The sequence below is a fragment of the Serpentinicella alkaliphila genome (assembly GCF_018141405.1).
Classification (GTDB): Bacteria; Bacillota; Clostridia; order Peptostreptococcales; family Natronincolaceae; genus Serpentinicella; species Serpentinicella alkaliphila.
In genome coordinates this window covers 2,253,513-2,278,191 of record NZ_CP058648.1, presented here as the reverse complement: position 1 = coordinate 2,278,191, position 24,679 = coordinate 2,253,513, and the positions used below count along the sequence as shown (strand labels likewise).

The window sequence follows — 24,679 nt, the reverse complement described above, 5'->3', positions numbered from 1 at the left end:
TATCTATTGCATCATATATTTTATAATTTCCTTATACATCCTCATTCGACAGTACATACCCTTGCTAAGTCCGTATTTTTCTTCCTTTATTGCATGGCTAATCCCATCTAATAGAATGTGCTCTGCTTTAATACTCTTTTCCTTAATCATTCTGGTTATGGCTATCTCCGCATTGTATCCTTCCATATCTAAATCTATTATATCCTTAATTAGGTGTCCTTTAAAAGCCCTTTGACCAGATAGACTTGGTGTTATTTTTTGGGCCCAGCTTGTAAAAAATCTGCCAGAATTAAATATTCCAATGGTCATTTCAATATTATTAAAAAGTAATGGATAAATTAAAGACTCAATATGACTAGTTCTCAATCCTATTAAATCCGCATCTAAGAAGATTACTATATCGCAATCACAATATAGTAATGCGGTTTTTAAAGCCTGGGCTTTACCTTGGTTTTCAGGAAGTCTTATTACTTTTACATTGTATGTACTTGCCTCTTCAAAGGTTTTATCCTCAGATCCATCGTCTACAACAATAATATTTGAAATAAGTTTACAGCTAGTAGCAGTCTGTATGACCTTTCCTATCCGCTCTTCCTCATTATATGCAGGTATTATAGCAGATACTTTCATATGTAGCCTCCTCTAGATTTTGTCAATTTCCTCTAATAAGACTCTGCAAATATCTTCTTCTGAAACCTTTTTTATAATTTCACCTTTTTTAAAAAGTAGAGCTGTTTTATCTCCACCAGCAATACCTATATCAGCATCTCTTGCTTCTCCAGGGCCATTTACAGCGCATCCCATAATTGCTACCTTTATAGGCTTTTTAATGTGCTTTATTTTATCTTGTACATTATTTGCAATATTTATTAAATCAATTTGACATCGTCCACAGGTTGGACAGGAAACTATATTGATTTCATCATTTATAATACCTAATGACTTTAAAATTTCTCTTCCTACCTTAACTTCTTCTACTGGACTTCCAGTTAATGAAACCCTTATTGTATCTCCTATTCCCATGAGTAAAAGGGCACCAATACCAATTGAAGATTTAATAGTACCACCAAAGACAGTGCCAGCCTCAGTGATACCTAGATGAAGTGGGTAGTTTACTTTTTCACTAATTAATGAATATGCATCCACAGTCAACTTAATATCACTAGCCTTTAAGGATATTACAATATCATCAAAGTCTAAGTCTTCCAAGATTTTTACATGCCTTAAAGCACTTTCAACCAAGGCATCTGCCGTAGGATGTCCATACTTAGCAAGAAGATCCTTTTCTAAGGATCCTCCATTTACACCTATTCTAATAGGAATATTTCTTTCCTTTGCCTTCTTTACAACTTTTTTAATTCTATCATATTCCCCTATATTACCGGGATTCAATCTTAGAGCATCTACACCCTGATCTATTGATTCTAAAGCTAATCTGTAATCGAAATGTATATCTGCCACTATTGGCATTTTTACTGATTTTTTTATTTCTCCCAAGGCTTTAGCCGAGTCCATATTCGGTATTGCTAATCTTACAATATCACAATTAACTTCCTCTAAAGTTTTGATTTGTTCGATAGTTCCTAGTATATTCCTAGGATCTGTAGTTGTCATAGATTGGACAGAGATTGGGCTATCTCCTCCAATTAAAATATCTCCACATCTAATAATCTTTGTCTTTTTTCTCATACTATCACCCTATTTAAAAGAATATTGAAGTTATATCTTTATACGTAATCATAATCATTAATAGCATTAACAATGCAAATCCAACTATATGAACGAATCCTTCTTTATCTGGATCAATTGGCTTACCCCTCAATGCTTCTATTATTAAAAATAGAATTCTACTACCGTCTAAGGCTGGTATTGGAAGTAGGTTCATTACTGCTAGATTTATACTAATTAATGCAGCTAAGTGCATAACATAAATCATTCCAGCTCTGCTAGCTTGCCCTACTAAATTAATTATACCTACAGGACCTACAACGTCCTCTAATACTTCCTGCCTAGAAGAAATTAACCCTCGAAAGAAATCAAATATTCCAAATACTATCATACGTGTTTGACTAAAACTATTTTTAATAGCTAAAGAAAAAGATTTTTGCACAGAAGGTACAATACCTATCCTGAACTGACCTGTTTCACTATCAACTTCAGGATCGATTGTTTTTTGAACTATAATATTATTTCTTTCAATTTCTAAATTGAGACTTTCTCCATTTGAAGTGCTTATTTGCTCAACAATCTGGTCCCAGCTTTCAATTGTTCTTCCATTAATTGATACAATTCTGTCACCAGCCTCCATACCGATTTCCTCTGCTGGAGTATTAGCTATAATTTGTTCAATTCTTGTAGTAGGAACACCTGCAACATTATAGAAGATTATTGTAAAGAGTATTAATCCTAAAATAATATTCATTAATGGTCCAGCTAAAATTACAGCAATTCTTTCCTTAATAGACTTATTGCTAAAACTTCTGGCATCATTAGATTTTTCATCTTCACCTTCCATACGTACATAACCCCCAATTGGCAATGCACGGACAGAGTAATCAGTTTCACCTTTTCTAAACCCTAATAGCTTTGGTCCCATACCAATTGCGAACTCATGTACCTTAATACCAACTAATTTAGCTATTGAAAAATGTCCTAGCTCATGGAAAAAAACTAAAGCACTAAAGACTATAATAGCAACTACTGCAGTATACATATTCTCACCTACCTAATATTTTTTGTAATCCATTCTCTTGCCCATATATCTACTTCTAAAAGTTCCTCATAGGAATTATAATTTGATGGCTCGTGAATATCCATAATTTTCTCTATGTAATACGGAATATCAAAAAACTTAATCTTCTGCTCTAAAAAAAGATTTACTAAAACTTCGTTTGCTGCATTTAACACACACGGCATTGTGCCACCTATTTTCATTGCATCATATGCTAATCTTAAACAAGGAAATTTATTATAATCAGGTTCATTAAATGTTAGTGAGTTATATTTCATAAAATTCAATCCTGGTGATTTCATTTCTAAACGTTTTGGATATGTTAAAGCATATTGAATTGGTAGTCTCATGTCTGGCAAACCAAGTTGAGCAATGACCGAAGTATCTTTAAATTCGACCATTGAATGTATTATGCTTTGTGGATGTATTACAACCTCTATTTTATCCACATCTATATCAAATAACCATTTTGCTTCTATTACCTCTAACCCTTTATTCATTAAGGTTGCTGAATCTATAGATATCTTTTTACCCATAGACCAATTAGGATGTTTCAATGCTTCTTTATATGTAACATCTTTAAGATTTTCTAATTCCCAATTATTAAAAGGGCCTCCTGATGCAGTTAGTATCAATTTAGATATAGCTTCTCTTTTTTCTCCTTGTAAACATTGAAAAATGGCAGAATGTTCACTATCTACTGGTATAATATTCACATTATATCTTTCTAGTTCCTTTGTAATTAATTCCCCACCAACTACTAAGGTTTCTTTATTTGCTAATGCAATATTTTTTCTAGCTTTTATAGCATGTAGTGTTGGTAATAAGCCTATGCTTCCGACAACAGAATTTAGAACTAAATCTATATCGTTTAAGGATGCTATTTCTATAAGACCTTCAATAGAAGAAATAATTTTTGTCTTAGAACTAATTCTATTTTTTAAAATATCAGCCTTATTCTTATCATATACCGCAACAAATTTAGGTTTAAACTCATCTATCTGTTTTTCAAGCTCATCAATATTTTGCATTGCCCCTAATGCTACAACCTCAAATCTATCTCGATGTTCTCTAATTACATCTAGAGTCTGAGTTCCAATGGAACCTGTAGATCCTAGAATGCTAATTCTCTTTTTCACAATGTCACCCCATTAAAAAAGGCTTCCGTCGGAAGATCCTTTATGTCATTTAAAATCAACAGGAAATTATAACAATAGAATTAACATTATAATTTCCCAGTTGTTTTTCTATATTACAAAAATTAAAAAATAATAAACTACAGGTGCTACAAATATAATACTATCAAATCTATCTAGTATTCCACCATGTCCAGGCATAATTTTTCCAAAATCTTTAATTCCTATATATCTTTTTATTTTAGAAGCAACTAAATCTCCAATTTGAGCAATAATACTTCCTACAATTCCAAGTATAGCTAAATAAATGAAATTTGTACCTAAGAAATAATGCCCAAATAATAGGCAGCTTAATACACTTCCTACAATTCCACCAATAGACCCTTCAACAGTTTTTTTAGGGCTTATGGTAGGACATAATTTATGCTTACCGAAAAAATAACCTGTAAAGTATGCAAATGTATCAGTTGCCCACGCAATTAAGAATATCAGCCATATAGCTACATTCATTTCAAGTCTACTAGTTAGTAATATGTGACCTAAAAATAAAGAAGTATATATTATTCCGGTAATTGTAATCATTATATCTATCATATTATATTTTTCATTAGCCAGCATTATAACACTACAAACAAAAAATAAAAGTATTAAAATTGGTAAAAAATATAAATTAACATAGAAAAAATCCGTTAATATTACTATTGAGAATATATATCCAATAATAGTCAATGGATTATACTCTTTTATTTTAAAAGCATTATAAAACTCATTTAGTGCAATCAAACTAACTATATTGACAGCTAAAAATAACAGGGTTCCTCCTCGATATAATATATATATTAGTAAAGGCGCGCCAACTAAACTTGATAGTACTCTCTTTAGCATTATATCTTCCCCCTATACATTTCCATATCTTCTGTCTCTTTTTTGATAGTCTTCGATTGCGCTAATTAAATCTTGACCTGTAAAATCAGGCCAATAGGTATCCGTAAACCAAAATTCTGTGTAGGCAGTCTGCCACAACATAAAGTTACTTATTCTATATTCTCCACTTGTTCTTATTAATAAATCAGGGTCTGGAATATCTTTTGTATCTAAATGGGACTGTATTAATTCTTCATTTATATCATCAGAACTGTTATTTTCACTCATAATTTTTTTAATGGCTCTAATTAATTCATCTCTACCACCATAATTTAAAGCGATAATCAAATGTAGCTTGCTATTATGTTTAGTTAATTCCTTAACTTCGTTTATTTCATTAACTATATCCTCAGGAAATTTTTCGATATTTCCAATAGTCATTATTTTTACGTTGCTTTTATGTAAACGCATAGCTTCCTTTCTAAGAAACTCCTTTAAAAGCATCATTAAAGCCGAAACCTCTTGCTCAGGTCTACTCCAATTTTCAGTTGAAAACGCAAAAAGGGATAGATATTCTATTCCTATATCTCCAGCGGTTTGTACAATGTTTTTAAGTGACTCAACACCCGCCCTATGTCCTAAAGCCCTAGGCATTTTTTTTGCCTTAGCCCATCGGCCATTTCCATCCATTATTATTGAAATATGCCTAGGTATTTTTTCTAAATCTAATCTTGTTGTAGTCATAATTAATTCCCCTCAATATTTTTAAAGCCCCGTTAGGGGCTTAAAAACAAGATATTATAAGCTCAATTTTATTATCAGCAATGATTTTCTGTCCAATAACTCTTTTAACACCTTCTAATTTCTCTTTACCGAAACTTTCCTTAACAATAAACCCAATATTATTTTTCTCCAAAATCATAATTGCTTCAGTAAGCTCAAAACCTAAAACATCTAGATTTTTAGTCAAAGCTATACCTCCATAATCTCTTTTTCTTTAGCAACTAAAAGATCATCAACTGTTTTTATATATTTATCAGTAATTTTTTGAACTTCATCCATTGCTGTCTTTAGTTCATCTTCTGTTAATTCTCCGTCCTTATGCATTTTTTTAAGTACGTCATTAACATTTCTTCTTTCATTTCTTAAAGCAACCTTATTTTCTTCACCAGTTTTCTTAACAATCTTAATTAAATCCTTTCTTCTCTCTTCTGTAAGAAGTGGCAAATTCAATCTAATGATTTTTCCATCATTTGATGGATTAATTCCTAGGTCAGATTGCTGTATCGCTTTTTCTATTGCTGTTAAAATTGAATAATCATATGGTTGGATTGTTAATAGTCTTGGTTCTGGTGCTGCTACAGTTGCTAATTGTTTTATAGGTGTTACTGCCCCATAATAGTCAATAGAAATTCTGTCAAGCATAGCTGGATTTGCTCTACCTGCTCTAATACTATTTAACTCATTTTTTAAAACTTGGATAGTCTTACCCATTTTCTCTTCTTGTTCCTTATGAATTGCTAATTGCATAAACTCTCCTCCTTTTAATATTTAATTATGTATATATGTACCTATTTGCTCACCAAAAATTATTTTTTTAATATTCTCTGGGTTATCTAAACCAAATACTTTAATAGGTATCTTATTGTCCATACATAAAGAAGTAGCCGTTGAATCCATAACCTTTAAACCTAATTTTAAAACATCTATGTAGGAAAGCTCATCGAATTTCTTCGCATCATCGAACTCATTTGGATCTTTATCGTAAACGGCATCAACTTTTTTAGCTAATAATATTACCTCTGCCTCTATTTCTGCAGCCCTTAATGCAGCGGTTGTATCTGTTGAAAAATAAGGATTACCTGTACCCGCAGCAAAAATAACTATTCTATTCTTTTCTAGATGTCTTACTGCTCTTCTTCTAATATACGGCTCAGCTATTTGTCTCATTTCAATTGCTGTTTGTACTCTTGTTAGAACTCCGATGTTTTCTAGGGCATCTTGTAAGGCTAGCCCATTGATAACTGTCGCTAACATACCCATGTAGTCAGCAGTTGTTCTATCCATACCTTCTCCAGTTCTACCTCTCCAAAAATTTCCACCGCCGACAACTACGGCAACTTCAACCTGTAGCTCCATAAGCTCTTTTATTTGAATTGCGATACTATTTACTGTGTCTGTGTCTAAACCAAATCCCTTATCACCTGCTAAAGCTTCCCCACTTAATTTAAGTAAAACCCTTTTATATAAAGGTTTTGACATGTACTTTCCTCCAATCTAACTATTTCTACTTATTTGTTAAAAATCCTCTAATTTGTTTATTCTTTATCTATATAGTTTACTTGTTAATTAAGTAATAATTCTCTATTTGTTATAAAAGAGAACACAAAAGTGTTCTCTAATAATATTATTGTCCCATTTGTTTTGCTACTTCTTCAGCAAAATTCTCTTGTTTTTTCTCAATACCTTCGCCAACTTCGAATCTAACAAATCTTCTTATTGTTAAAAGCTCTCCAATTTTAGCTACTTTCTCTGTTAATAACTCTCCAATTGTCATATCTGGGTTTTTAACAAAAGGTTGCTCTAATAAACAAACTTCTTTGTAGTATTTTTCAATTCTACCTTCAACCATTTTATCAACAATTTTCTCAGGTTTACCTTCATTTAATGCTTGTTTTCTAAGGATTTCTTTTTCTTTTTCAATTGTATCTTGTGGAACTTCATCTTTAGTTACGTAAAGAGGATTTGCAGCAGCAATATGTAATGCAACATCTTTTACAAAATCTTTAAATTCTTGGTTTTTAGCAACGAAGTCAGTTTCAGAGTTAACTTCAACTAATACTCCAATTCTTCCACCATGTATGTATGATTCAACTAACCCTTCTGCAGCAATTCTTCCTGCTTTTTTTGAAACAGCAGCTAATCCTTTTTCTCTTAGGATTTCAGTTGCTTTGTCCAAGTTTCCATTAGCTTCAGTTAATGCTTTTTTACAATCCATCATACCTGCGCCAGTTTTTTCTCTAAGCTCTTTTACCATTGATGCTGATATACTCATTATTAAATACGCCTCCCTAATATTATTAAAGGTAAGGACGTAAGGGAAAATCCCTTATACCCTTACCTTTTTAATCATTTGATTTTAATTTTTATTGTTCTTGAACCCCTTGTTTTCCTTCTAAAACTGCATTAGCTAATGTAGCAGTTAATAATTTAACGGCTCTTATAGCATCGTCGTTTCCAGGAATAACATGATCTACATCATCAGGATCACAGTTAGTATCTACAATAGCGATAACTGGTATACCTAAGATTTTTGCTTCTTTAATAGCTATTCTTTCTTTTCTTGGGTCTACAACGAATAATGCTCCTGGCATATCAGTCATTTCTTTAATTCCGCCTAAGAATTTTTCTAATTTTTCTTTTTCATTTCTTAATTGGATAACTTCTTTTTTAGGTAGTACTTCAAAAGTACCATCTTCTTCCATTTTTTCTAACTCAAATAATCTATCAATTCTGTTTTTGATAGTTTTGTAGTTTGTAAGCATTCCGCCTAACCATCTTTGGTTTACGAAGAACATACCACATCTTTTTGCTTCTTCTTCAATAGCTTCTTGAGCTTGCTTTTTTGTTCCAACAAAAAGAATTGTTTTTCCTTCTGAAGCAACTTCTTTCATTACACCATAAGCTTCTTCTACTTTCTTTACAGTCTTTTGTAAATCTATAATATAGATTCCATTTCTTTCTGTAAAAATGTATTCAGCCATTTTTGGGTTCCATCTTCTTGTTTGGTGACCGAAATGAACCCCTGCTTCAAGTAATTGTTTCATTGATATTACTGACATACTATATACTTCCTCCTTTAGTTTTTCCTCCACTTTATTCATTTTTATTTAGAACCATTAGGCACTACTAAATAAATCGTAAAGTGTGTGTGTTTTATTCACCTTAAGTATTCTAACATAGTGTTAACTAAATATCAATAATTAAATTTAATATATTTTCTCTAGTTAACAAAATTTTACGCTTAAATATATTATTGCCTATTTATTTAATTTTAAACAAATCTTATGCATTTGTTACAATTTTTTTACATTTCTATTTTTCCATAAAACTCAATATATCTATGGTATAATTAGGTATCTTTAACTATTTTGTAATTAGTTGGAATTAAAGTCGAACCTTAGATATAAAGTTGTAGGAGCAGTAAAATTATCAATATAGTTAGACAACAAGAATTATTATGAAAAGTAGTATTATAAAAACATAAGGGAGGGTGGAATTGTCGAATGAATGTTGAAAATCTGACTAAGATATTTTACATTTTTATCTGTCTAGGGTTTGCGATACCAATACTTAATCTACTTATAGGCGCCTTTGGCTTTGTAGCTGATTTTGATATAGACTTAGACGCAGATACAGACTTTGATGGAATAGTTCCATTTAATATCATGAGTCTATGTTTAGCATTTATAACATTTGGAGCACTTGGCAGATTTTCAGTGCAGTACATGACTTCAACTAGTATAACATTCTTTATATTAGTAGGCTTAGCATTAGTATCATTTGGAATTTATATGTTTTTTTACAGATGTATTATTTTAAAGTTAAAAAATAGTAAGCCTATGGCATTGAATCACGAGGATTTAACTGGTAAAACAGGAATACTTACTTTGAGAGTTACCAATGAAAGTGATGGAATTATTTCTTTAAAAGATAGTACAGGGGCATCTATATCCTATAAAGCTAGGCTAAGTATTACAATAGACCTAGATGAATTAAGCTACCTTCCTCAGGGTGAGGAAGTAATCGTAATGGACTTTGATAATAACGAAATGGTTTGCTATGTAGAACCTCTAAATATAGTTCTAAAAGAAGAGAGTTCTAAAAAATCAGAAAAATAGGGGGATTTTATAATGTTTGATTCAGTTTTTGGATCCATATTTGGAACAGTAGGTATTATACTCTTAGGATTAGTTTTAGTTATAATAGCAGTATTAACCACGTGGAGAAAGGTCCCATCAGACAAGGCAGCGGTTATTGTAGGTACCGGCAAGCCTAAAGTGTTAACAGGGGGCGGAACAGTTGTAATTCCGATTCTACAAAGAATGGATATGATTACACTAGAAAACATTATGTTTAACGTTGAAATTAAGCAAACTAAAACATCTCTTGGTGTACCAATCAATGCAGAGGGTGTTGTAGTGCTAAAGGTTAAGAATGATGAAGCAAGTATATTAAATGCAGTACAGCAGTTTAACAGTGGTAAGGAAGCAGAAACAGTATCAGCAATAAGGACACAAGCTTCAGAGGTTTGTAAGGGTAAGCTTAGAGAAATCGTATCCTCCATGAGTGTAGAGGACATCTACAATGATAGAGAGGCTTTCTCAGCTAAAGTTCAAAAGGTAGCAGGAACAGAACTTGGAGAAATGGGATTAGAGCTAAAGTCATTTACAATTAATGACATAACAGATTCTGAAGGATATATAGAAGCCCTTGGTAAGGAGCAGATTGCCAAAGTTAAATCTCAGGCTGCTATCGCAGAAGCTGAGGCAGCTAAAGAAAGGGAAATACGTACAGCTGAAGCTAAAAAGGAGCAACAAATTAAGACAGCTGATGCTATAAAAATTGGTAGACAGGCGGAGCTAGAAGCTGAAGCACAGATTGCTGAAGCAGAGAAAAACAAAGAGCTTAAAATACTAGCTTACAAAAAGGAACAGGAGACTCAAAAGGCGGTTTCTGATGCAGCATATCAAATACAGGCAAATATAACGTCTAAGGACGTAAAGAGTACTCAGATGGATGCCATAGTATTAGAGAAACAACGTACTAAGGAAATCGCAGAGGCTGAAGTTCAAGTACAAATCGTAGCAGAGCAAAAAAATATAGAACTTGCGAAAAAAAGAGCTGAGAGAAAAGAAGCTGAACTTCTTGAAACAGTAGTTAAACCTGCCGAAGCTGAAAAGAAAAGACGTGAGATGGAAGCAGAAGCAAACAAGTTCGAGCAGTTAAAGAAAGCTGAAGCTGAAGCTGAAAAACTTGCTTTAGAAGGTCAAGCAAAAGCGAAGGTAATTGATGCACAAGGTAAAGCAGAAGCTACTGCCATCAGAGAAAAAGGTTTGGCGGAAGCGGAAGCACTGGAAAAGAAAGCTGAAGCATTAGCTAAGATGGATGAAGCAGGTAAATTACAAATGGTTATCGAGAAGTTACCTGAAATTGCAAAAGCAGTATCTGAACCATTATCTAAGATTGGAAATATTACAATCATTGGTGGTTCTGGGGATGGAAATGGTGGAGCAGGAGAAGTTGCTAGATATACTGTTGGAGCACTTAAGGCTGTTACTGAAGCTGTTAAAGAAACTATCGGTTTCGATATTACTGAGGTTATGAAATCTACGACCATACAGGCTAAGACTGACAGAAATGTTAAGCTCGACGTGACAGGTATACCGGAAGGCCAAGGTGATCAAAAAGTTGCTTCTATTTTAGCTAAGGAAGTAGTAGAAGCGATTAAAGAGGATGAAAAAAAATAAATCTTATTATATCAAATCCCATAGTCAGCTATGGGATTTTTGCATTTGGGAGGGTGTAAATTTATAACATAAATATAAGTGCCATACCTGCTAGAGGTTATGGCACCATTTAAATGTTTATTTTTCAATTATTAGATTTTTGTTAATATGCTCATAATTTCTTCTAAAGTGCTTCCATGAGGTATATTCTTATACCCTGAGATAAATTTAGTAGTAATCCTTAATTTCATCGCTAATTCAACAAATTCAGAAGTATCTTCAATTATATTTTTTGCTTTTAGATGTTCAGCTATTAGTTCTGTAGTCATACCCTTTTTTATCTCAACCTGATAGTAATCTGTGGAATTAGGCTCTTCATTATTCTGTTGTTCTATTATATTTTCTGTTTCTAACTCCTCGTTTAATATGTTACTATCACTATTCTCAATCACATTATTTGAATACTCAGTTAAATTATCTTTTATTGTTGGATGCCCTAAATATCCGCTAAACATGTTAAAAGAAGAAGTTAACATCATACCGATCCCAATACCAATCAGTATATTTTGTATTGAAACTTTCTGCAAAAAAGTCACCTCATTTAATTAGTTTAATTACCATTTCAACTTCTCTTATGCTCTTATTGAGTTCTTTCGCTATTTCTTCAATTGATTTATTGTTTTTATATCTATCTATAATATCTTTATTATTACTTAAAAATTTACTATAATTTAAAATGTTACTAAAGCTTCCTATTTTGCTATTTTTTGTATCAGGTTTTAAATCCTCTACAGGCTCTATAACTGTGTTCATTAAATTTGTATTTAATATTTCTAAAACAGTTGATAGTTCCTTCTGAATAGAAATCACTTCTCTTTTTAATTGCTCAATATCATTTGAGTTTTTATTGTTACTGCTTACATTATTAGTGAATTGATTCATATTTGTTTCGTATACACTCTGCAGTTGAGCTTGACTTCTATTATTATTAGAATAAATATTGAACAACAAAGTACCTACTACTATAACACATCCAACAATAAATACTATTAAATTAACATCCATAATACACCTCATCAAATAAAGATATCCAAATTATGTCCCTTTGTTTTAACTATCTTATCACTATTTTTCTTTCCTTTATGGTCCTTTTCTTCTCTCTTTTGTGAATGTTCTTTTTTATCGTCATCAACTTTTTTCTTAATACATTCATGGGTGTTAACTACTTTTTTTTGATTTCTCTTTACTTCATTTTGTAGCTGCACCTGAAGATATTGGTTGGTTTCTTTCAATTTATTATAATCTACATGCCTGTTCTTAGCCTCATTAACACTATTGAGTAAACTTGATTGGTATTCTATAGGTCTAATCGACATAATTTCACCCCTATTTTTCATATGGTCCAATCATTACTTCTCCCTCTTTTAAGTACAGGGTACAGTTTGCAAGTTCATCATATAGTTGTCTAGTTGTATTTAATATAGTAGCCTTAACACCAGGGTACATTGTTTTTAAGGCGTGTATTTTTCCCTTTGTCATAGTGTTGATTTTAGACTCTATAATATTAAGTTCTAACGTTAAAGATCCATGTCTTTCCTTTAAGACTTCATATGCCTTAACTGATTTAACAAAAATCTCTTGTTTATCTTGACTTAATTTTGCTATTTTTGACTGCTTATTTAATAACTCTATGGTTTTTTTCAGACCATCTAGCTTGTTTTCAGTTTCAGTTATTTCATTTTTTATGTCATTTAATTTTTTCTTAATATCTGGGTCTATCCCTACTTCAAGTTTTGTGTTTGTTCCCATATGTGAGCCAATAGTTATTGCACTAATTTCTTCACCGGCTTTAACTTCTCCGCCTGCTATTAACCCCTTTTTTCCAGATATAAGAACTTTAGATTTAGCTTTTGCACAGCTATGCAAAATACAGTCTGCTTCAATACTTCCCTTTACATCAATCTTTGTATTTTCTATATATTTTGCAACTAAATTACCAGTACATTCTAAATATGCTTGATTATTACCTTGTACTCCTCTATTAAGAATAATGTCACCCTGAGACTTCAGTCTAGCGCCTTCAACAACCCCATAGACAATAATATCACCATCAGCCTCTATAGAAAATCCTGATTTAACATTCCCCTTAACAATAACCTTACCATTAAACTTTATATTCCCAGTGGAATTATCAATGTCTCCGGCTATCTCTAGCACCTCACTTACCGTTATGACTCCATCTTTTAATAGAATCTGTCCATCTCTACTGGCATAAAGTTTTAGTCCATCTTCACTTTCATAAGTATTTTTTCCTTTTTTAAAGTTTGTGGGCTTCCCACTAAGGGGACGTAATTCAATTCCAGTAACATCATAACCGTTAACACCCTCTGTAGGTGGGGTTATTTCGGAAATAAGTTCATCCTTTTTAACATTTTTTATTAAGTTCAGCTGTTTAAAATCAACATTACCGTCCTCTAACATTTTCGGACTGTTACTAGCATGAGTATCGAAATAGTATATAATCTTTGCATTAATACCATTAATTGGCTTCTTACCTTCCGCTATTAATACCTTCTCATTAAACTCTTTATTGCTTAGAAAATTTTCGATTAATTCATAACTTATTCCATAGTTAATTCCATTTTCGTTTAATTTACTTATTATCTTTTCTGCTGTTATTGATTTGCCCCCATATCCTTTATTTAAAACAATATGGCATTGCATTTTATCTCTAGATAATGCTACTTCTATATCCTCATCAACTAAAACCTCCTGTTGTGGGGGCGCAATTAAAATTGATGTAGGATTTGCTTCATTTATATAAGTCTTTATTATATTTGTATCGACGTTTTGAACCCTTTTAATATTAATAAATTCAAGAATAGATGCTTGAAGTTCAGTAGGCCGATCAAAAAAGTATACATCTAGAAAAACACCTTCTTCAGTATATTTGATTTTAAAAGGTATTATTGTATCCTCAGCAACGATAAACTTCTTTTGGTCATTTTCTTTAACATTACTATTACTTGTAGTTAATCTAGGGGCTATTTCTAATTTTATAAACGCTTTTTTAAAAAAAGATCCTTTTCTTTCTTCTAGCACCTTTACCTCTACTTTGTCTTCAGTTAAATTTAGGTGCTCTAGTCCTTTCTTTAAAGCTTCCTCATAGGTATCACCGCTAAAAATTAGATTTGTATTACTCAAGTTAACCCCCCCTTTTTTACTTACATCAATAATACTTTCAACTTGTGAATTGCTTTAGAATGTATTTGTGATACTCTAGATTCAGAAATCCCTAAAACAACTCCAATTTCTTTATAAGTTAGCTCGTCGTAATAATATAGAGATACTACCTGTCGCTCTTTATCTTGTAAAGAATCGATACCTGTTTTAAGATTATCATATACTTCCTGATTACAAAGGATATTCTCTGGCGTCATGTCTGAGTTCGAGAAATTTGCATTATTCAGGTTGCCCTCCACTAGCTTCTCTTCTAAAGAAATAATATTGACACTATTTACTTGCTGCATTATGGAGTGTAAATCTTGTAATGTTATATTCAGTTCATTTGCTACTTCTATTTCTTTTACACCTCTCCCTAATAACCCCTCTAGCTTATTATATGTTTCATCAATAAGCTTGGCTTTCTGTCTAATGGAACGAGGTACCCAATCTAAATTTCTTAACTTATCAATTATAGCCCCTCGTATTCTAATTTGAGCATATGTTTCAAATTTTACGTTTTTACTCATATCATACTTTTCTATTGCATCTATTAAACCAAAAATACCATACCCTACTAAATCATCATATTCAATATTTGAACCATATGATGAATATAGCCTACCAGCAATTATCTTAACTAGTTCTACATAATTCTCAATTAGTTTACTCTTAGCATCGAAGTCGTTTTCGCTTTTATATTTGAGCCAAAGACTTTTATAATCCATTAATAACCTCCTAGCTTAGAGTTGTTATATTTCTTTAATACCATGTCCAATTGTTTTAACGACCAAGGTTCCTGTATCAGAATAGAGTTCAATTGTTCTACCATAATTACCACCTGTATCTTCTGAAACTATTGGTATATTGTACTTAGAAAGTATTTCTTTAGTAGCAACCGCATTTCTATATCCAATTTTCATAATATCATTATTACTATTCCCAAAGTTAAACATTTGGGAACCCCCAGCAATTTTAGCCGTTAATCTACTTTTACTACAACCTAATACAATCATCTGCTCTATTAATAGTTCTATACCTGTATCTGCAAATTTAGCCTTATTCATATTGTTCTTTATTTGAGCACTGTCCGGTAGCATTATATGAGCTAGTCCAGCAATTTTTGTATGCCTGTCATATAGTGCTATACCTATACAAGATCCTAGTCCTAAGGTGGTCAAAACATTCGGAGACTTGACTACCTTTAAATCAGCCATACCTACCTTTATTATTTCTTGCATTAATTATACACTCCTAGACTATTTAATAAGATATCAAAGGAATTGATGTCAGGAATTAAGAAAAAATTCGCCTTAACTAAATCATTTCCTTCCATTAGCTCAGTCTCTATCAAAAGAACTTTATCACTAACATAACCAAACTGTATAGCAGGTACACTTAAAATTGCACCAGCCATATCAATACATAATGAAGGTACAGACAGATTAAGAAATAGTCCAGTTAATGCAGATAGAGATGAAATATATGAACCAGATAAAATATTACCAATTTCCTGTAATGCGGAACGATCCATGTCATCTAATTCTTCTCTATTGTCATCTTTTCCCATAAGCATGCCCGTTAGCTTCTTTGAAGAGCCATAATCAAGTAAAAACATAATGTTTCCTTCGATATCGCCATCTACTCCAAAGTAAATACCAGCAACGACTGCTTCCTCCCCACCTAATATTTGTGAGATATCATTGTAGTCAAGAATTTGAATTTTAGGTACGTTCATATCCACCTTTTTATTTATTAAAGTTGCTAGGGCCGTAGCAGCATTACCTGCGCCTATATTCCCAATCTCTCTTAGCACATCTAGATGCAGATTGTTTAAATCGTTAACTGAAAAGGCCATACTAGAAAACACCCCCTATATCATTTAAGAAGCTTTTAAGTCGAAAATCTTATGAACATCTAAGAGAATAATCATTCGATTTTCAATTTTTCCTATACCATTAATATAATCATCTTCTGATGAATTAATAAGATTCGAAGTATTCTCAATTAAATCTTTACTAATTGTAATTACTTCTGATGAGCTGTCTACAATTATGCCCATTATCATTTCTTCTACAGAGAGAATAATAATACGTGTATTATCTGTAATGTCACTATCTGGTAAATTAAACCTTTTTCTTATATCTATTACAGGTACTACTTCGCCTCTAAGATTAATTACTCCTTTAACATAGTAAGGTGCCTTAGGTACTCGTGTTATTGCAGATACTTTCTCTATAGTTTCTACATAATTAATATTTACTCCATAATATTCATTTTCCAAATTAAATACTACGTATTGGTTAGTTGTGCCATTATTATTACTCAAGCTTTTCACCCCTTAAAAAAATGAATTTGTATCAACAATTAAAGCTACCGAGCCATTACCTAGTATAGTAGCTCCTGCTATACCACTAGTATTGTTTAAAAATTTACCTAAGGATTTTATTACAATTTCTTGTTGACCGATAAGTCCATCTACTAAAATACCAGCAGTTTTCTCACCTTTTTTAACAATAACAACTGAACATTCAGCAGAGTTTTCATTTTCCGCATCTGGTACATCTAATAAGTTTGATAACCTTAGTATTGGTAATGTAGTATTTCTAAATAATACAACTTCATTTCCTTGTATTTTTCTAATACTGTCTGAATCTATTGTCGTTATTTCTTTAATATTATTTAATGGAATTGCATACTTTTCCTTACCAACATAGATTAGTAATGCTTGAATAATCGCTAAAGTAAGTGGAAGTCTAATAATAAATTTGCTTCCTTTATTTTTTACAGAATCCACTTCTACAGTTCCGCCAAGAGACTCTATCTTAGTTTTTACTACGTCTAAGCCAACCCCTCTACCGGATATATCTGATATTTTATCAGCTGTGCTAAATCCTGGTGCAAAAATCAATTGAACTATTTGATTATCATCTAACATCTGACTCTGTTGAAGAGTAATTACGTTTTTATCAAGTGCTTTTGCTTTAACCTTTTCTATATCTATGCCTTTTCCATCATCTTCAACTTCAATTACAACACTATTGCCATCCGGATATGCTTTAAGTTTTACTTTTCCTACCTTGTCCTTATTAAGCCTAACTCTTTCTAATGTTTCTTCAATCCCATGATCAATAGAGTTTCTAATTAAGTGAATAAGCGGATCACCAATTTCATCAATTACAGTTCGATCTACTTCAGTCTCTGCCCCTGACATTATTAAGGAGATTTCTTTTCCTAAGTCTCTTGATAAATCCCTTACCATTCTAGGGAATCTATTAAAAGTCCTCTCTATAGGAACCATCCTTACTTTCATAACTGCATCATGTAAGCTTGTAGTAATACGTTCAAGTTGTTCAGTTGCCTCATTCATACTCTGTCTATCTTCTGCGTTATCAGTATCTTCAAGTCTTGTCTTAATAATGATAAGCTCACTTACCAAATTCATTAAGTTATCTAATCTATCTATATCTACTCTAACTGTTTTAGAGGACTTACCTTTTTTAGAGGTATTTTCAGCTTCCTCTGAAATGTTATTATTAACACTAAAGTTAGGAGAACTAAAGGCAATCGCCTCTTGGGCAACAGCTACTTCTTCATTAGCTGCAATGCTATGATTTGAAGATATATTTTTCTCATCTAAGCTTTTTATTTCAACACTTTCAATGTCTGAAATAGAGTTAAGCTCTTTCTGTATTTTTTCAACTTCATGCTCTGAGACAACTATTAATTGGAACGATAAGTCAAATTTTTCATCTTCAATATCTTCAATTGAAGGCTCAGAATGTATTATCTCCGCAAGCCTTTCTAAGGAATTAATAATTATATAGGCTCTGGCTGATTTAAGCATACACTTACTATCTAAGGTAATTTTAATTGAGTATGCCCCTAAGCCTTTTTCAGTGGCTATTTTAATTACCTTGGCAACGTAATCACTTACCTCAATATTTATTTCTTCTTCGTTTTTAACAATGGCCGTAGTCTCTTGTACATAGTCATTAACACTATTTGGAGAACTAAGTAGTCTATTTAATTTGTTTATTAAATCCCCTGAAATCATTTCTCCTTCAGAATTTGTAGATTCAATCTTTGATATATAGTTTTCTAATTGATCGAAGCACTCAAATAAAATATCTATAACATTAGTAGTAATCTCCATCTTTCCGTTTCTTAAATTGTCCAATACATTTTCCATTTCATGCGTTAAGTGCAAAATATTATTAAAGCCCATCGTGCCTGACATACCTTTTAAAGTATGAGCAATTCTAAAAATTTCATTTAATAAACCACTATCCTTAGGCGAATTTTCAAGCCTAAGTAAAATCGCGTTCATCCCCTGTAAATGTTCTTTTGATTCTTCCATAAAAATATCTAAATATTGATTCATATCCATAAAACTACACCCCCACCCTATTAATTATTACATTCATTATTTTATCTAGTGATACTATTTCATCAACTACTCCAGCCTTTGCAACACTTTTAGGCATACCATATACTACTGAGCTTTCTTCATCCTGTGCAATTATATAGGACCCTTTTTTACTCTTTAAGTTTAATGCACCCTTAGTTCCATCAGATCCCATCCCAGTTAAAACAGCTGCAATAATGTTATTAGTTAATTTTAATTCTGATAATGAATTAAAAAGTACGTCTACAGATGGTCTGTGCCCTGAAACTGCATCCTCTTTCCCTAGTTGGATTACATATTCAGCCCCTGTTTCCCTAATTTTCAAATGATAATCTCCAGGTGCAATATATACATATCCCGGTTTTACTAGTTCTCCATCCTCCGCCTCTTTTACCTTAACTTGACATATAGTGTTTAATCTATCCGCTAAAGACTTTGTAAAATTAGGAGGCATATGTTGTACTACTAAAAAACTAGCTGGAATATTTCCGGGGATTTGAGGTAGTATGTACTGTAATGCCCTTGGCCCTCCAGTAGAAATACCAATACCTACTATAGTCGTGTGTAAACTTCTCCTCGTATACTCCTCAATTTTAAAGGGACTAGGCCTATTAACAGTCAAACTATCCTTTTTTATTATTTTCGCTTTGTGAGCAATTTTAACTTTATTTATTATTTCATTTTTATTGTTTTTAGAGTTTAAATCAAATACTCCCATGGGTTTCTGAACAAAATCCACAGCCCCATATTCCAATGCAGTTAAAGTAGAATGTGCCCCTTCATAAGTTAAACTACTTAACATTATTACGGGTACTGGTGATTCATCCATAATAACCTTTAAAGCCTCTATTCCATTAACCTTGGGCATTTCAACATCCATAGTAACTACATCAGGCTTTAGTTCCTTTACTTTATCAATAGCATCTTGTCCATTTTTGGCTACTCCAATGACATCAATCTCGTCATCCGTATTCAACAAGTCAGTCAAAACCCTCTGAATAAATATTGAATCATCAGCTATTAAAACTTTTATGCTTTTGTAATTAGATTTCATATTAAATCAGCCCTTTTTTTCTCAATAGTCTTTGTTCCTTAAATATGTATGAGATAATTTTATTTCTGTTTATATCAGTAATTTCAATAAATTTTATACCTATCTCGTTGTTGTTCGTATCAAAATTCTTTACTTTCCTAACTATTTCTCCAGTAGCATTAACTATTTCTCCCTCAATGTTTATATGACAAATAACCTTTTCATTTTTATTGAAATCACTTTTACATGCTACTTTAGTTCCACCTCCACTTATATCTTTAGTATAACAGGTTTCAGTTAAATCTCTTTCAGTGGATTTAAGAATTAGTTTATTTGTATTTTGTAAACGGTAATGAAATCTTCTTTGTTCTTTTTCAACCTCACCAATAAGCTTAACGCCATACATAATGATGTTTCTTTGAACCATATTTACTATTTCTCCGGTAAAGCTGTATATTCCTTTTTCTTCTCTGTAAATTATTATCTTAATTTTCGAATTTCTTTTAAATCTAAATGGCTCACCATAAACTAATGGTATAGAAATATACAGTAAATCATCTTTAATATCAACCAATTGACTTATTAATTGCGGAGGCCTTATATTACTTTCGCTATTATTTTGAACTATTATTTCTAATTTGTCGCCTATCTTAAATTCTGTTAGATTCATAGCGTCACCCCTATTTAAAGAAACTAATTACTTTATTGAAAAATCCCTTTGACTCAAAGCCTTCTTCACTCGTAGCTTTGCTACTATTTACATTTAAAGCTATAAGCTCAATGTTCTTACTGACTCTAGCGTTAGGGAACTGTAGCAGAAAAGGATTTTGTAATTTAACTGCCCTACTAACGTTAGAATCATCTACTAAGTAGCCTAGTTTTTCTATTTTTACATTTAAAAATTTCTCACTAGCATTTTGTAGCTTTTCGAACGTAATTTTTCCCTCATTAATGTTCTCAGATCTATTTATTACTACTTTTATTTTTTTACCCTTATCCTGTAAACTTACTGTTTTAATCATGGCATATGCATCTGTAATTGCAGTTGGTTCTGGTGTTGTTACAACAATAACTTCATTTGCTGCTAACACAAATGACATAACTGATTTTGATATGCCAGCACCTGTATCAATAAGAATTATATCTGCATATTTACATACCTCATCTAGCCTACCAATTATTTTATCGAAATTTTCCTGGGGCATATCTACTAAATCCAATACTCCAGATCCACCAGAAATAATTTTAACACCCCCCGGTCCATCATTCATTATTTCTTCAATACTTCTATCGGTTCTAATAATATCTAAAAGTGTAAATTTAGGAATACTACCAGTTACAACATCAATATTTGCAAGTCCTAGATCAGCATCTATTACAACAACTCTTAAATCTTGTTTGCTTAAGGCTATTGCTAAATTAATCGTAAAGTTAGTCTTTCCAACTCCCCCTTTACCACTTGTTATACAAATAATTCTTGAGGATGCCTGGTTTGTGTTGGAAGATAATAAGTTTATATCTTCATTAATGGTACTTTTCCTGCTAATCATCTCTCTAAGCTTTGACGCTTGATCCATCATAACTCAGCCTCCTTCAACAGAAGGGACGATACTTTATTTATATCTAAAATCTCAATATCATCAGGTACACTTTGACCAGTAGTAATATAAGATATTGGTTTTTTAGTTTCATAAGCCACATTAAGTATTTGCCCAACTGTAGTTGCCTCATCTAATTTAGTAAAAATTATTTTATAATCCTCTAAAAACTCATAGGATTTAATAATTTCTTTTAAATCCTTATTATTAGTAGTACAACTCATTACTAAATAGATTTCTTTTTCTTGAACTTCATTTATTAAATGTTTAAGTTCTTGAACCTGTTGAACATTTTTATGACTTCTCCCTGCTGTATCTATTAAAATTATGTCTTTATCCCTAAGCTTTTTTATTGCATCATTGACTTCAGAGGACTCATAAATAACCTCCATTGGTACATTCAAAATATTACAATAGGTCTTTAACTGTTCAACTGCAGCAATTCTATAAGTATCAGCACTTATTAGTCCGACTGTTTTTCCTTCATTTATTGAAAAATTAGCTGCAAGCTTTGCAATTGTTGTTGTTTTTCCAACTCCTGTAGGGCCTACAAAGAAGATAATTTTTGAATCAAGCATATGTCCTTGATCTGTTACAAGGCCTCTTATAAGTTCATCAAACTTACTGTAGACTATAGATTTGTCAACTTCACCTAAGTTATTGTCCTTAATTAAATCATTGAATTGGTCTACTATCTTGTATAGAAGCTCTTCATTGATTTCCTGGGTAATTAAATAATTATAAAATTGAGTTAGTGATTCATTTGTTCCACTAGGTATATTTGGAATTTGTTTATTGTTAATTCCACAAAGCACAGCCTGTAGCATTCCTTTTATTTCAGTTATTTCTTTATTTAAATCTTCTTTATTCTCTTTTACATTTATTGAGGTAGCCTTAGAATCAATTTTCCTCTTTAACTTATCTTCTACTGAAGCTTCAACATTTTTATCTTTATTTTCTGAATTAGTTGAGATCTCTTCTCGTGCTGCTACTATTTCAACTAAGGGCTTTTTGAACAGACCGAAAAAGCCTTTAGGCTTAACCTTCCTTTGATGAAGAATAACAGCATCTGGTCCTAATTCAGTTTTTACTTTTAACATTGCTTCATGATTATCGTTAGCTAGAAACTTTTTTACCTTCATTACGCACTCACCATCCCTACAGACTCAATTTCCACAGAAGGATCTACTTCGTTATATGATAATACTATTAAATCAGAAGCTAATTGCTCAGAGATTCTTTTAAAATATAGCCTTACAATTGGTGCCGTTATTATAATTGGCTGATCTCCAACTGAAACAAGTTTTTGCACTTCGTAGGATAGATTTGATAACATACCTTGAATTATATCAGGCTGTAGCGAAATATACGTACCCGATTCAGTTTGCTGTATCGATTCTATTATTTGTTGTTCTAAATACTTATCTAAAGTTATAACTCTTGTAGGCTGGTTAGTGATAAACTGCTTAGTTATAGCCCTACTTAAAGACTGTCTCGTATATTCTGTTAACATATCCGTATCCTTAGTAATGTGACAGTAATCTGCTAGAGTCTCTAAAATAGTGACTAAGTCTCTTATAGATACACCTTCTTTAAGAAGGTTTCCTAGTACTTTCTGAATGTCACCTAGACTAAGTGGATTCGGAATTATTTCCTCAACTACAGCAGGATGATGTTCTTTAATATTATCTATTAGCTTTTTGACCTCTTGTCTACCTAATAATTCATGTGCATGCCTTTTAATTATTTCTGTTAGATGAGTAGCTATTATTGAAGGTGGGTCAACAACCGTATATCCCAAAATCTCTGCTCTCTCTCTTTCAGATTCATTAATCCACTTTGCAGGGAGTCCAAAAGCTGGCTCTATTGTGTCTATACCTTCTATTTCCCCATCTGCATTACCAGGATTCATTGCCATATAGTGATCGAAAACTATTTCCCCGGAAGTTATTTCTATACCCTTAATTTTAATAATGTATTGATTTGGCTCTAATTGAATATTATCCCTTAGCCTTATCATAGGTACAATAATTCCAAGCTCCAAAGCACACTGTCTCCTAATCATAACTAGCCTATCAAATAAGTCTCCACCTTGACTTGCATCAGCCAATGGTAAAATACCATATCCGAATTCTAATTCAATTGGGTCTACATTTAATAATGGAAGTACATTTTCAGGCTTTCTCTTCTCTTCCACTGTATTTTCAATTTCATCTGGTATCGCCTCAAATTCTTTTCTATTAATTGCTTTTCTAAGATTAAATCCTAAATATAGAAACATCATTGATAGTAAAAGAAATGGTACTCTAGGTAGTGGAGTAAATGCCCCTAAAAGAAAAAGTACCCCGGATATAATAAACATAATTTTAGGTTGATTAAATAATTGATTTAATAAATCCGTACCTAAATTACCTTCTGAAGCAGCTCTTGTTACAACAATACCAGTTGCAGTTGAAATTAAGAGCGAAGGAATTTGACTGGCTAGACCATCTCCAACGGTTAATAGTGTATATTTACCAATTGCTTCAGCAAAACCTAATCCCTCAAAACTCATTCCAATTATGAAACCTGCTAGTATGTTTATTATCGTTATAATAATACCCGCTATTGCATCTCCCTTAACAAATTTACTGGCCCCATCCATGGCTCCGTAAAAATCAGATTCCCTTTGAACCTTCTTTCTTCTATCTCTTGCTTCGGTGTCATTAATTAGACCTGCATTTAAATCTGCATCTATAGCCATTTGTTTACCAGGCATCGCATCAAGTGTAAATCTTGCTGCAACCTCAGCTACCCTCTCTGACCCCTTTGTTATAACCAGGAACTGCACTATAACTATTATTATGAATACAATAAATCCAACTATAGGATTCCCTTGCATAACGAAGTTACCAAAAGTATCTATAAGATCACCTGCATCACCTGTAGATAAGATGTATCTTGTCGTTGTAATATTAAGTGCTAATCTGAACATTGTTGTTAGTAAAAGTATTGATGGAAATATTGAAAAATTAAGTGCTTCTTGAGTGTACATTGCAATTAACATAATTAATAGTGCTAAAGATATATTTAAACTTAGCAAAACATCTAGTAGTCCTAGAGGTATTGGTATAATTATCATTATGACTATTGCAATTATGGCTAAGGCAACTAAAATATCGCCATGTTTCATGTCTAA

Annotated in this window: 27 protein-coding genes; 2 read left to right on the top strand and 25 right to left on the bottom strand. The window is 32.1% G+C overall.

Translation table 11 applies throughout. From position 1 onward, the window contains the following. Nucleotides 1-3 precede the first annotated feature (3 nt). From HZR23_RS11675 to rpsB, 11 genes are all read right to left on the bottom strand, one after another. Nucleotides 4-630, bottom strand: coding sequence for a glycosyltransferase family 2 protein (locus tag HZR23_RS11675; protein WP_132847639.1), 627 nt, complete (start codon nucleotides 628-630; stop codon nucleotides 4-6). 12 nt (nucleotides 631-642) lie between these two features. After that, nucleotides 643-1,689 carry a flavodoxin-dependent (E)-4-hydroxy-3-methylbut-2-enyl-diphosphate synthase gene (ispG, locus tag HZR23_RS11670; protein ID WP_132847638.1) on the bottom strand — a complete coding sequence of 349 codons (1,047 nt, stop codon included), beginning with the start codon at nucleotides 1,687-1,689 and terminating at the stop codon, nucleotides 643-645. Nucleotides 1,690-1,702: 13 nt separating this feature from the next. After that, the gene (rseP, locus tag HZR23_RS11665; protein ID WP_132847637.1) at nucleotides 1,703-2,713 is read right to left on the bottom strand and encodes an RIP metalloprotease RseP; all 1,011 of its coding nucleotides are present in this window, start codon (nucleotides 2,711-2,713) and stop codon (nucleotides 1,703-1,705) included. Nucleotides 2,714-2,721: 8 nt separating this feature from the next. Then, the gene (locus HZR23_RS11660; protein ID WP_132847636.1) at nucleotides 2,722-3,870 is read right to left on the bottom strand and encodes a 1-deoxy-D-xylulose-5-phosphate reductoisomerase; all 1,149 of its coding nucleotides are present in this window, start codon (nucleotides 3,868-3,870) and stop codon (nucleotides 2,722-2,724) included. Between the two features lie 108 nt (nucleotides 3,871-3,978). Further along, the gene (locus HZR23_RS11655) at nucleotides 3,979-4,752 is read right to left on the bottom strand and encodes a phosphatidate cytidylyltransferase (RefSeq protein WP_132847635.1); all 774 of its coding nucleotides are present in this window, start codon (nucleotides 4,750-4,752) and stop codon (nucleotides 3,979-3,981) included. Nucleotides 4,753-4,764: 12 nt separating this feature from the next. Then, nucleotides 4,765-5,475 carry an isoprenyl transferase gene (locus HZR23_RS11650; protein ID WP_132847634.1) on the bottom strand — a complete coding sequence of 237 codons (711 nt, stop codon included), beginning with the start codon at nucleotides 5,473-5,475 and terminating at the stop codon, nucleotides 4,765-4,767. Nucleotides 5,476-5,515: 40 nt separating this feature from the next. Then, nucleotides 5,516-5,701, bottom strand: coding sequence for a hypothetical protein (locus HZR23_RS11645; RefSeq protein WP_132847633.1), 186 nt, complete (start codon nucleotides 5,699-5,701; stop codon nucleotides 5,516-5,518). A gap of 2 nt (nucleotides 5,702-5,703) precedes the next feature. Further along, nucleotides 5,704-6,261, bottom strand: coding sequence for a ribosome recycling factor (gene frr / locus HZR23_RS11640; protein WP_132847632.1), 558 nt, complete (start codon nucleotides 6,259-6,261; stop codon nucleotides 5,704-5,706). Nucleotides 6,262-6,282: 21 nt separating this feature from the next. Beyond that, the gene (gene pyrH / locus HZR23_RS11635; RefSeq protein WP_132847631.1) at nucleotides 6,283-6,993 is read right to left on the bottom strand and encodes a UMP kinase; all 711 of its coding nucleotides are present in this window, start codon (nucleotides 6,991-6,993) and stop codon (nucleotides 6,283-6,285) included. A gap of 145 nt (nucleotides 6,994-7,138) precedes the next feature. After that, nucleotides 7,139-7,786, bottom strand: coding sequence for a translation elongation factor Ts (gene tsf, locus HZR23_RS11630; protein ID WP_132847630.1), 648 nt, complete (start codon nucleotides 7,784-7,786; stop codon nucleotides 7,139-7,141). A gap of 91 nt (nucleotides 7,787-7,877) precedes the next feature. After that, nucleotides 7,878-8,573, bottom strand: coding sequence for a 30S ribosomal protein S2 (gene rpsB, locus HZR23_RS11625; RefSeq protein WP_132847629.1), 696 nt, complete (start codon nucleotides 8,571-8,573; stop codon nucleotides 7,878-7,880). A gap of 444 nt (nucleotides 8,574-9,017) precedes the next feature. Here rpsB and HZR23_RS11620 point away from each other — a divergent pair, with 444 nt between their 5' ends. Then, the gene (locus HZR23_RS11620) at nucleotides 9,018-9,632 is read left to right on the top strand and encodes an NfeD family protein (RefSeq protein ID WP_132847628.1); all 615 of its coding nucleotides are present in this window, start codon (nucleotides 9,018-9,020) and stop codon (nucleotides 9,630-9,632) included. Nucleotides 9,633-9,644: 12 nt separating this feature from the next. Beyond that, entirely contained in the window at nucleotides 9,645-11,261 is a 1,617-nt protein-coding gene (locus HZR23_RS11615) for a flotillin family protein (RefSeq protein WP_132847627.1), read from the top strand. Between the two features lie 131 nt (nucleotides 11,262-11,392). On the opposite strand, the gene HZR23_RS11610 is transcribed toward HZR23_RS11615, so the two are convergent. Genes HZR23_RS11610 through flhA form a run of 14 tightly spaced genes read right to left on the bottom strand, consistent with a single transcriptional unit; the run spans nucleotide 11,393 to nucleotide 24,673 of the window. Further along, nucleotides 11,393-11,827 (bottom strand): hypothetical protein, encoded by a 435-nt coding sequence (locus HZR23_RS11610; RefSeq protein WP_132847626.1) that lies wholly within the window; start codon nucleotides 11,825-11,827, stop codon nucleotides 11,393-11,395. Nucleotides 11,828-11,837: 10 nt separating this feature from the next. Continuing rightward, on the bottom strand, nucleotides 11,838-12,305 hold the full coding sequence (locus tag HZR23_RS11605) for a hypothetical protein (RefSeq protein ID WP_132847625.1): 468 nt from the start codon (nucleotides 12,303-12,305) through the stop codon (nucleotides 11,838-11,840). An 11-nt stretch (nucleotides 12,306-12,316) separates the two neighbouring features. After that, nucleotides 12,317-12,646 carry a hypothetical protein gene (locus HZR23_RS11600; RefSeq protein WP_132847624.1) on the bottom strand — a complete coding sequence of 110 codons (330 nt, stop codon included), beginning with the start codon at nucleotides 12,644-12,646 and terminating at the stop codon, nucleotides 12,317-12,319. Then, on the bottom strand, nucleotides 12,627-14,444 hold the full coding sequence (locus HZR23_RS11595) for a FapA family protein (protein ID WP_132847623.1): 1,818 nt from the start codon (nucleotides 14,442-14,444) through the stop codon (nucleotides 12,627-12,629). Before HZR23_RS11595 ends, HZR23_RS11600 begins: the two co-directional genes overlap by 20 nt. A 20-nt stretch (nucleotides 14,445-14,464) precedes the next feature. Next, entirely contained in the window at nucleotides 14,465-15,190 is a 726-nt protein-coding gene (locus tag HZR23_RS11590; RefSeq protein WP_132847622.1) for a FliA/WhiG family RNA polymerase sigma factor, read from the bottom strand. Between the two features lie 24 nt (nucleotides 15,191-15,214). Next, complete coding sequence (locus tag HZR23_RS11585; RefSeq protein ID WP_132847621.1) at nucleotides 15,215-15,703, bottom strand: chemotaxis protein CheD; 489 nt, start codon at nucleotides 15,701-15,703, stop codon at nucleotides 15,215-15,217. Further along, on the bottom strand, nucleotides 15,703-16,320 hold the full coding sequence (locus tag HZR23_RS11580) for a chemotaxis protein CheC (RefSeq protein ID WP_132847620.1): 618 nt from the start codon (nucleotides 16,318-16,320) through the stop codon (nucleotides 15,703-15,705). Before HZR23_RS11580 ends, HZR23_RS11585 begins: the two co-directional genes overlap by 1 nt. Nucleotides 16,321-16,344: 24 nt before the next feature. Beyond that, entirely contained in the window at nucleotides 16,345-16,791 is a 447-nt protein-coding gene (locus HZR23_RS11575) for a chemotaxis protein CheW (RefSeq protein WP_132847619.1), read from the bottom strand. Between the two features lie 12 nt (nucleotides 16,792-16,803). Beyond that, a complete protein-coding gene (locus HZR23_RS11570; RefSeq protein ID WP_132847618.1) occupies nucleotides 16,804-18,852 on the bottom strand; it encodes a chemotaxis protein CheA in 2,049 nt (682 codons plus the stop codon). Between the two features lie 4 nt (nucleotides 18,853-18,856). Continuing rightward, complete coding sequence (locus HZR23_RS11565; protein WP_132847617.1) at nucleotides 18,857-19,924, bottom strand: protein-glutamate methylesterase/protein-glutamine glutaminase; 1,068 nt, start codon at nucleotides 19,922-19,924, stop codon at nucleotides 18,857-18,859. A gap of 1 nt (nucleotide 19,925) precedes the next feature. Then, entirely contained in the window at nucleotides 19,926-20,573 is a 648-nt protein-coding gene (locus HZR23_RS11560; RefSeq protein WP_132847616.1) for a flagellar brake protein, read from the bottom strand. 10 nt (nucleotides 20,574-20,583) lie between these two features. Beyond that, nucleotides 20,584-21,483: a MinD/ParA family protein gene (locus tag HZR23_RS11555; RefSeq protein ID WP_132847615.1), complete on the bottom strand. Its 900-nt coding sequence runs from the start codon at nucleotides 21,481-21,483 to the stop codon at nucleotides 20,584-20,586. Continuing rightward, nucleotides 21,480-22,643 carry a flagellar biosynthesis protein FlhF gene (flhF, locus tag HZR23_RS11550; RefSeq protein WP_132847614.1) on the bottom strand — a complete coding sequence of 388 codons (1,164 nt, stop codon included), beginning with the start codon at nucleotides 22,641-22,643 and terminating at the stop codon, nucleotides 21,480-21,482. The genes HZR23_RS11555 and flhF overlap by 4 nt, the downstream gene beginning before the upstream one ends. Further along, on the bottom strand, nucleotides 22,643-24,673 hold the full coding sequence (gene flhA, locus HZR23_RS11545) for a flagellar biosynthesis protein FlhA (RefSeq protein WP_132847613.1): 2,031 nt from the start codon (nucleotides 24,671-24,673) through the stop codon (nucleotides 22,643-22,645). Before flhA ends, flhF begins: the two co-directional genes overlap by 1 nt. Between the last annotated feature and the right edge of the window lie 6 nt (nucleotides 24,674-24,679).

Coding starts and splice junctions, on each gene's coding strand:
- HZR23_RS11560 (WP_132847616.1), bottom strand. CDS start 20,573: ATGAATCTAACAGAATTTAAGATAGGCGACAAATTAGAAATAATAGTT.
- HZR23_RS11650 (WP_132847634.1), bottom strand. CDS start 5,475: ATGACTACAACAAGATTAGATTTAGAAAAAATACCTAGGCATATTTCA.
- HZR23_RS11615 (WP_132847627.1), top strand. CDS start 9,645: ATGTTTGATTCAGTTTTTGGATCCATATTTGGAACAGTAGGTATTATA.
- HZR23_RS11655 (WP_132847635.1), bottom strand. CDS start 4,752: ATGCTAAAGAGAGTACTATCAAGTTTAGTTGGCGCGCCTTTACTAATA.
- pyrH (WP_132847631.1), bottom strand. CDS start 6,993: ATGTCAAAACCTTTATATAAAAGGGTTTTACTTAAATTAAGTGGGGAA.
- frr (WP_132847632.1), bottom strand. CDS start 6,261: ATGCAATTAGCAATTCATAAGGAACAAGAAGAGAAAATGGGTAAGACT.
- HZR23_RS11570 (WP_132847618.1), bottom strand. CDS start 18,852: ATGGATATGAATCAATATTTAGATATTTTTATGGAAGAATCAAAAGAA.
- ispG (WP_132847638.1), bottom strand. CDS start 1,689: ATGAGAAAAAAGACAAAGATTATTAGATGTGGAGATATTTTAATTGGA.
- HZR23_RS11580 (WP_132847620.1), bottom strand. CDS start 16,320: ATGGCCTTTTCAGTTAACGATTTAAACAATCTGCATCTAGATGTGCTA.
- HZR23_RS11620 (WP_132847628.1), top strand. CDS start 9,018: ATGAATGTTGAAAATCTGACTAAGATATTTTACATTTTTATCTGTCTA.
- flhA (WP_132847613.1), bottom strand. CDS start 24,673: ATGAAACATGGCGATATTTTAGTTGCCTTAGCCATAATTGCAATAGTC.
- rseP (WP_132847637.1), bottom strand. CDS start 2,713: ATGTATACTGCAGTAGTTGCTATTATAGTCTTTAGTGCTTTAGTTTTT.
- HZR23_RS11565 (WP_132847617.1), bottom strand. CDS start 19,924: ATGAAATCTAATTACAAAAGCATAAAAGTTTTAATAGCTGATGATTCA.
- HZR23_RS11585 (WP_132847621.1), bottom strand. CDS start 15,703: ATGCAAGAAATAATAAAGGTAGGTATGGCTGATTTAAAGGTAGTCAAG.
- tsf (WP_132847630.1), bottom strand. CDS start 7,786: ATGAGTATATCAGCATCAATGGTAAAAGAGCTTAGAGAAAAAACTGGC.
- HZR23_RS11675 (WP_132847639.1), bottom strand. CDS start 630: ATGAAAGTATCTGCTATAATACCTGCATATAATGAGGAAGAGCGGATA.
- HZR23_RS11555 (WP_132847615.1), bottom strand. CDS start 21,483: ATGATGGATCAAGCGTCAAAGCTTAGAGAGATGATTAGCAGGAAAAGT.
- flhF (WP_132847614.1), bottom strand. CDS start 22,643: ATGAAGGTAAAAAAGTTTCTAGCTAACGATAATCATGAAGCAATGTTA.
- HZR23_RS11590 (WP_132847622.1), bottom strand. CDS start 15,190: ATGGATTATAAAAGTCTTTGGCTCAAATATAAAAGCGAAAACGACTTC.
- HZR23_RS11605 (WP_132847625.1), bottom strand. CDS start 12,305: ATGGATGTTAATTTAATAGTATTTATTGTTGGATGTGTTATAGTAGTA.
- rpsB (WP_132847629.1), bottom strand. CDS start 8,573: ATGTCAGTAATATCAATGAAACAATTACTTGAAGCAGGGGTTCATTTC.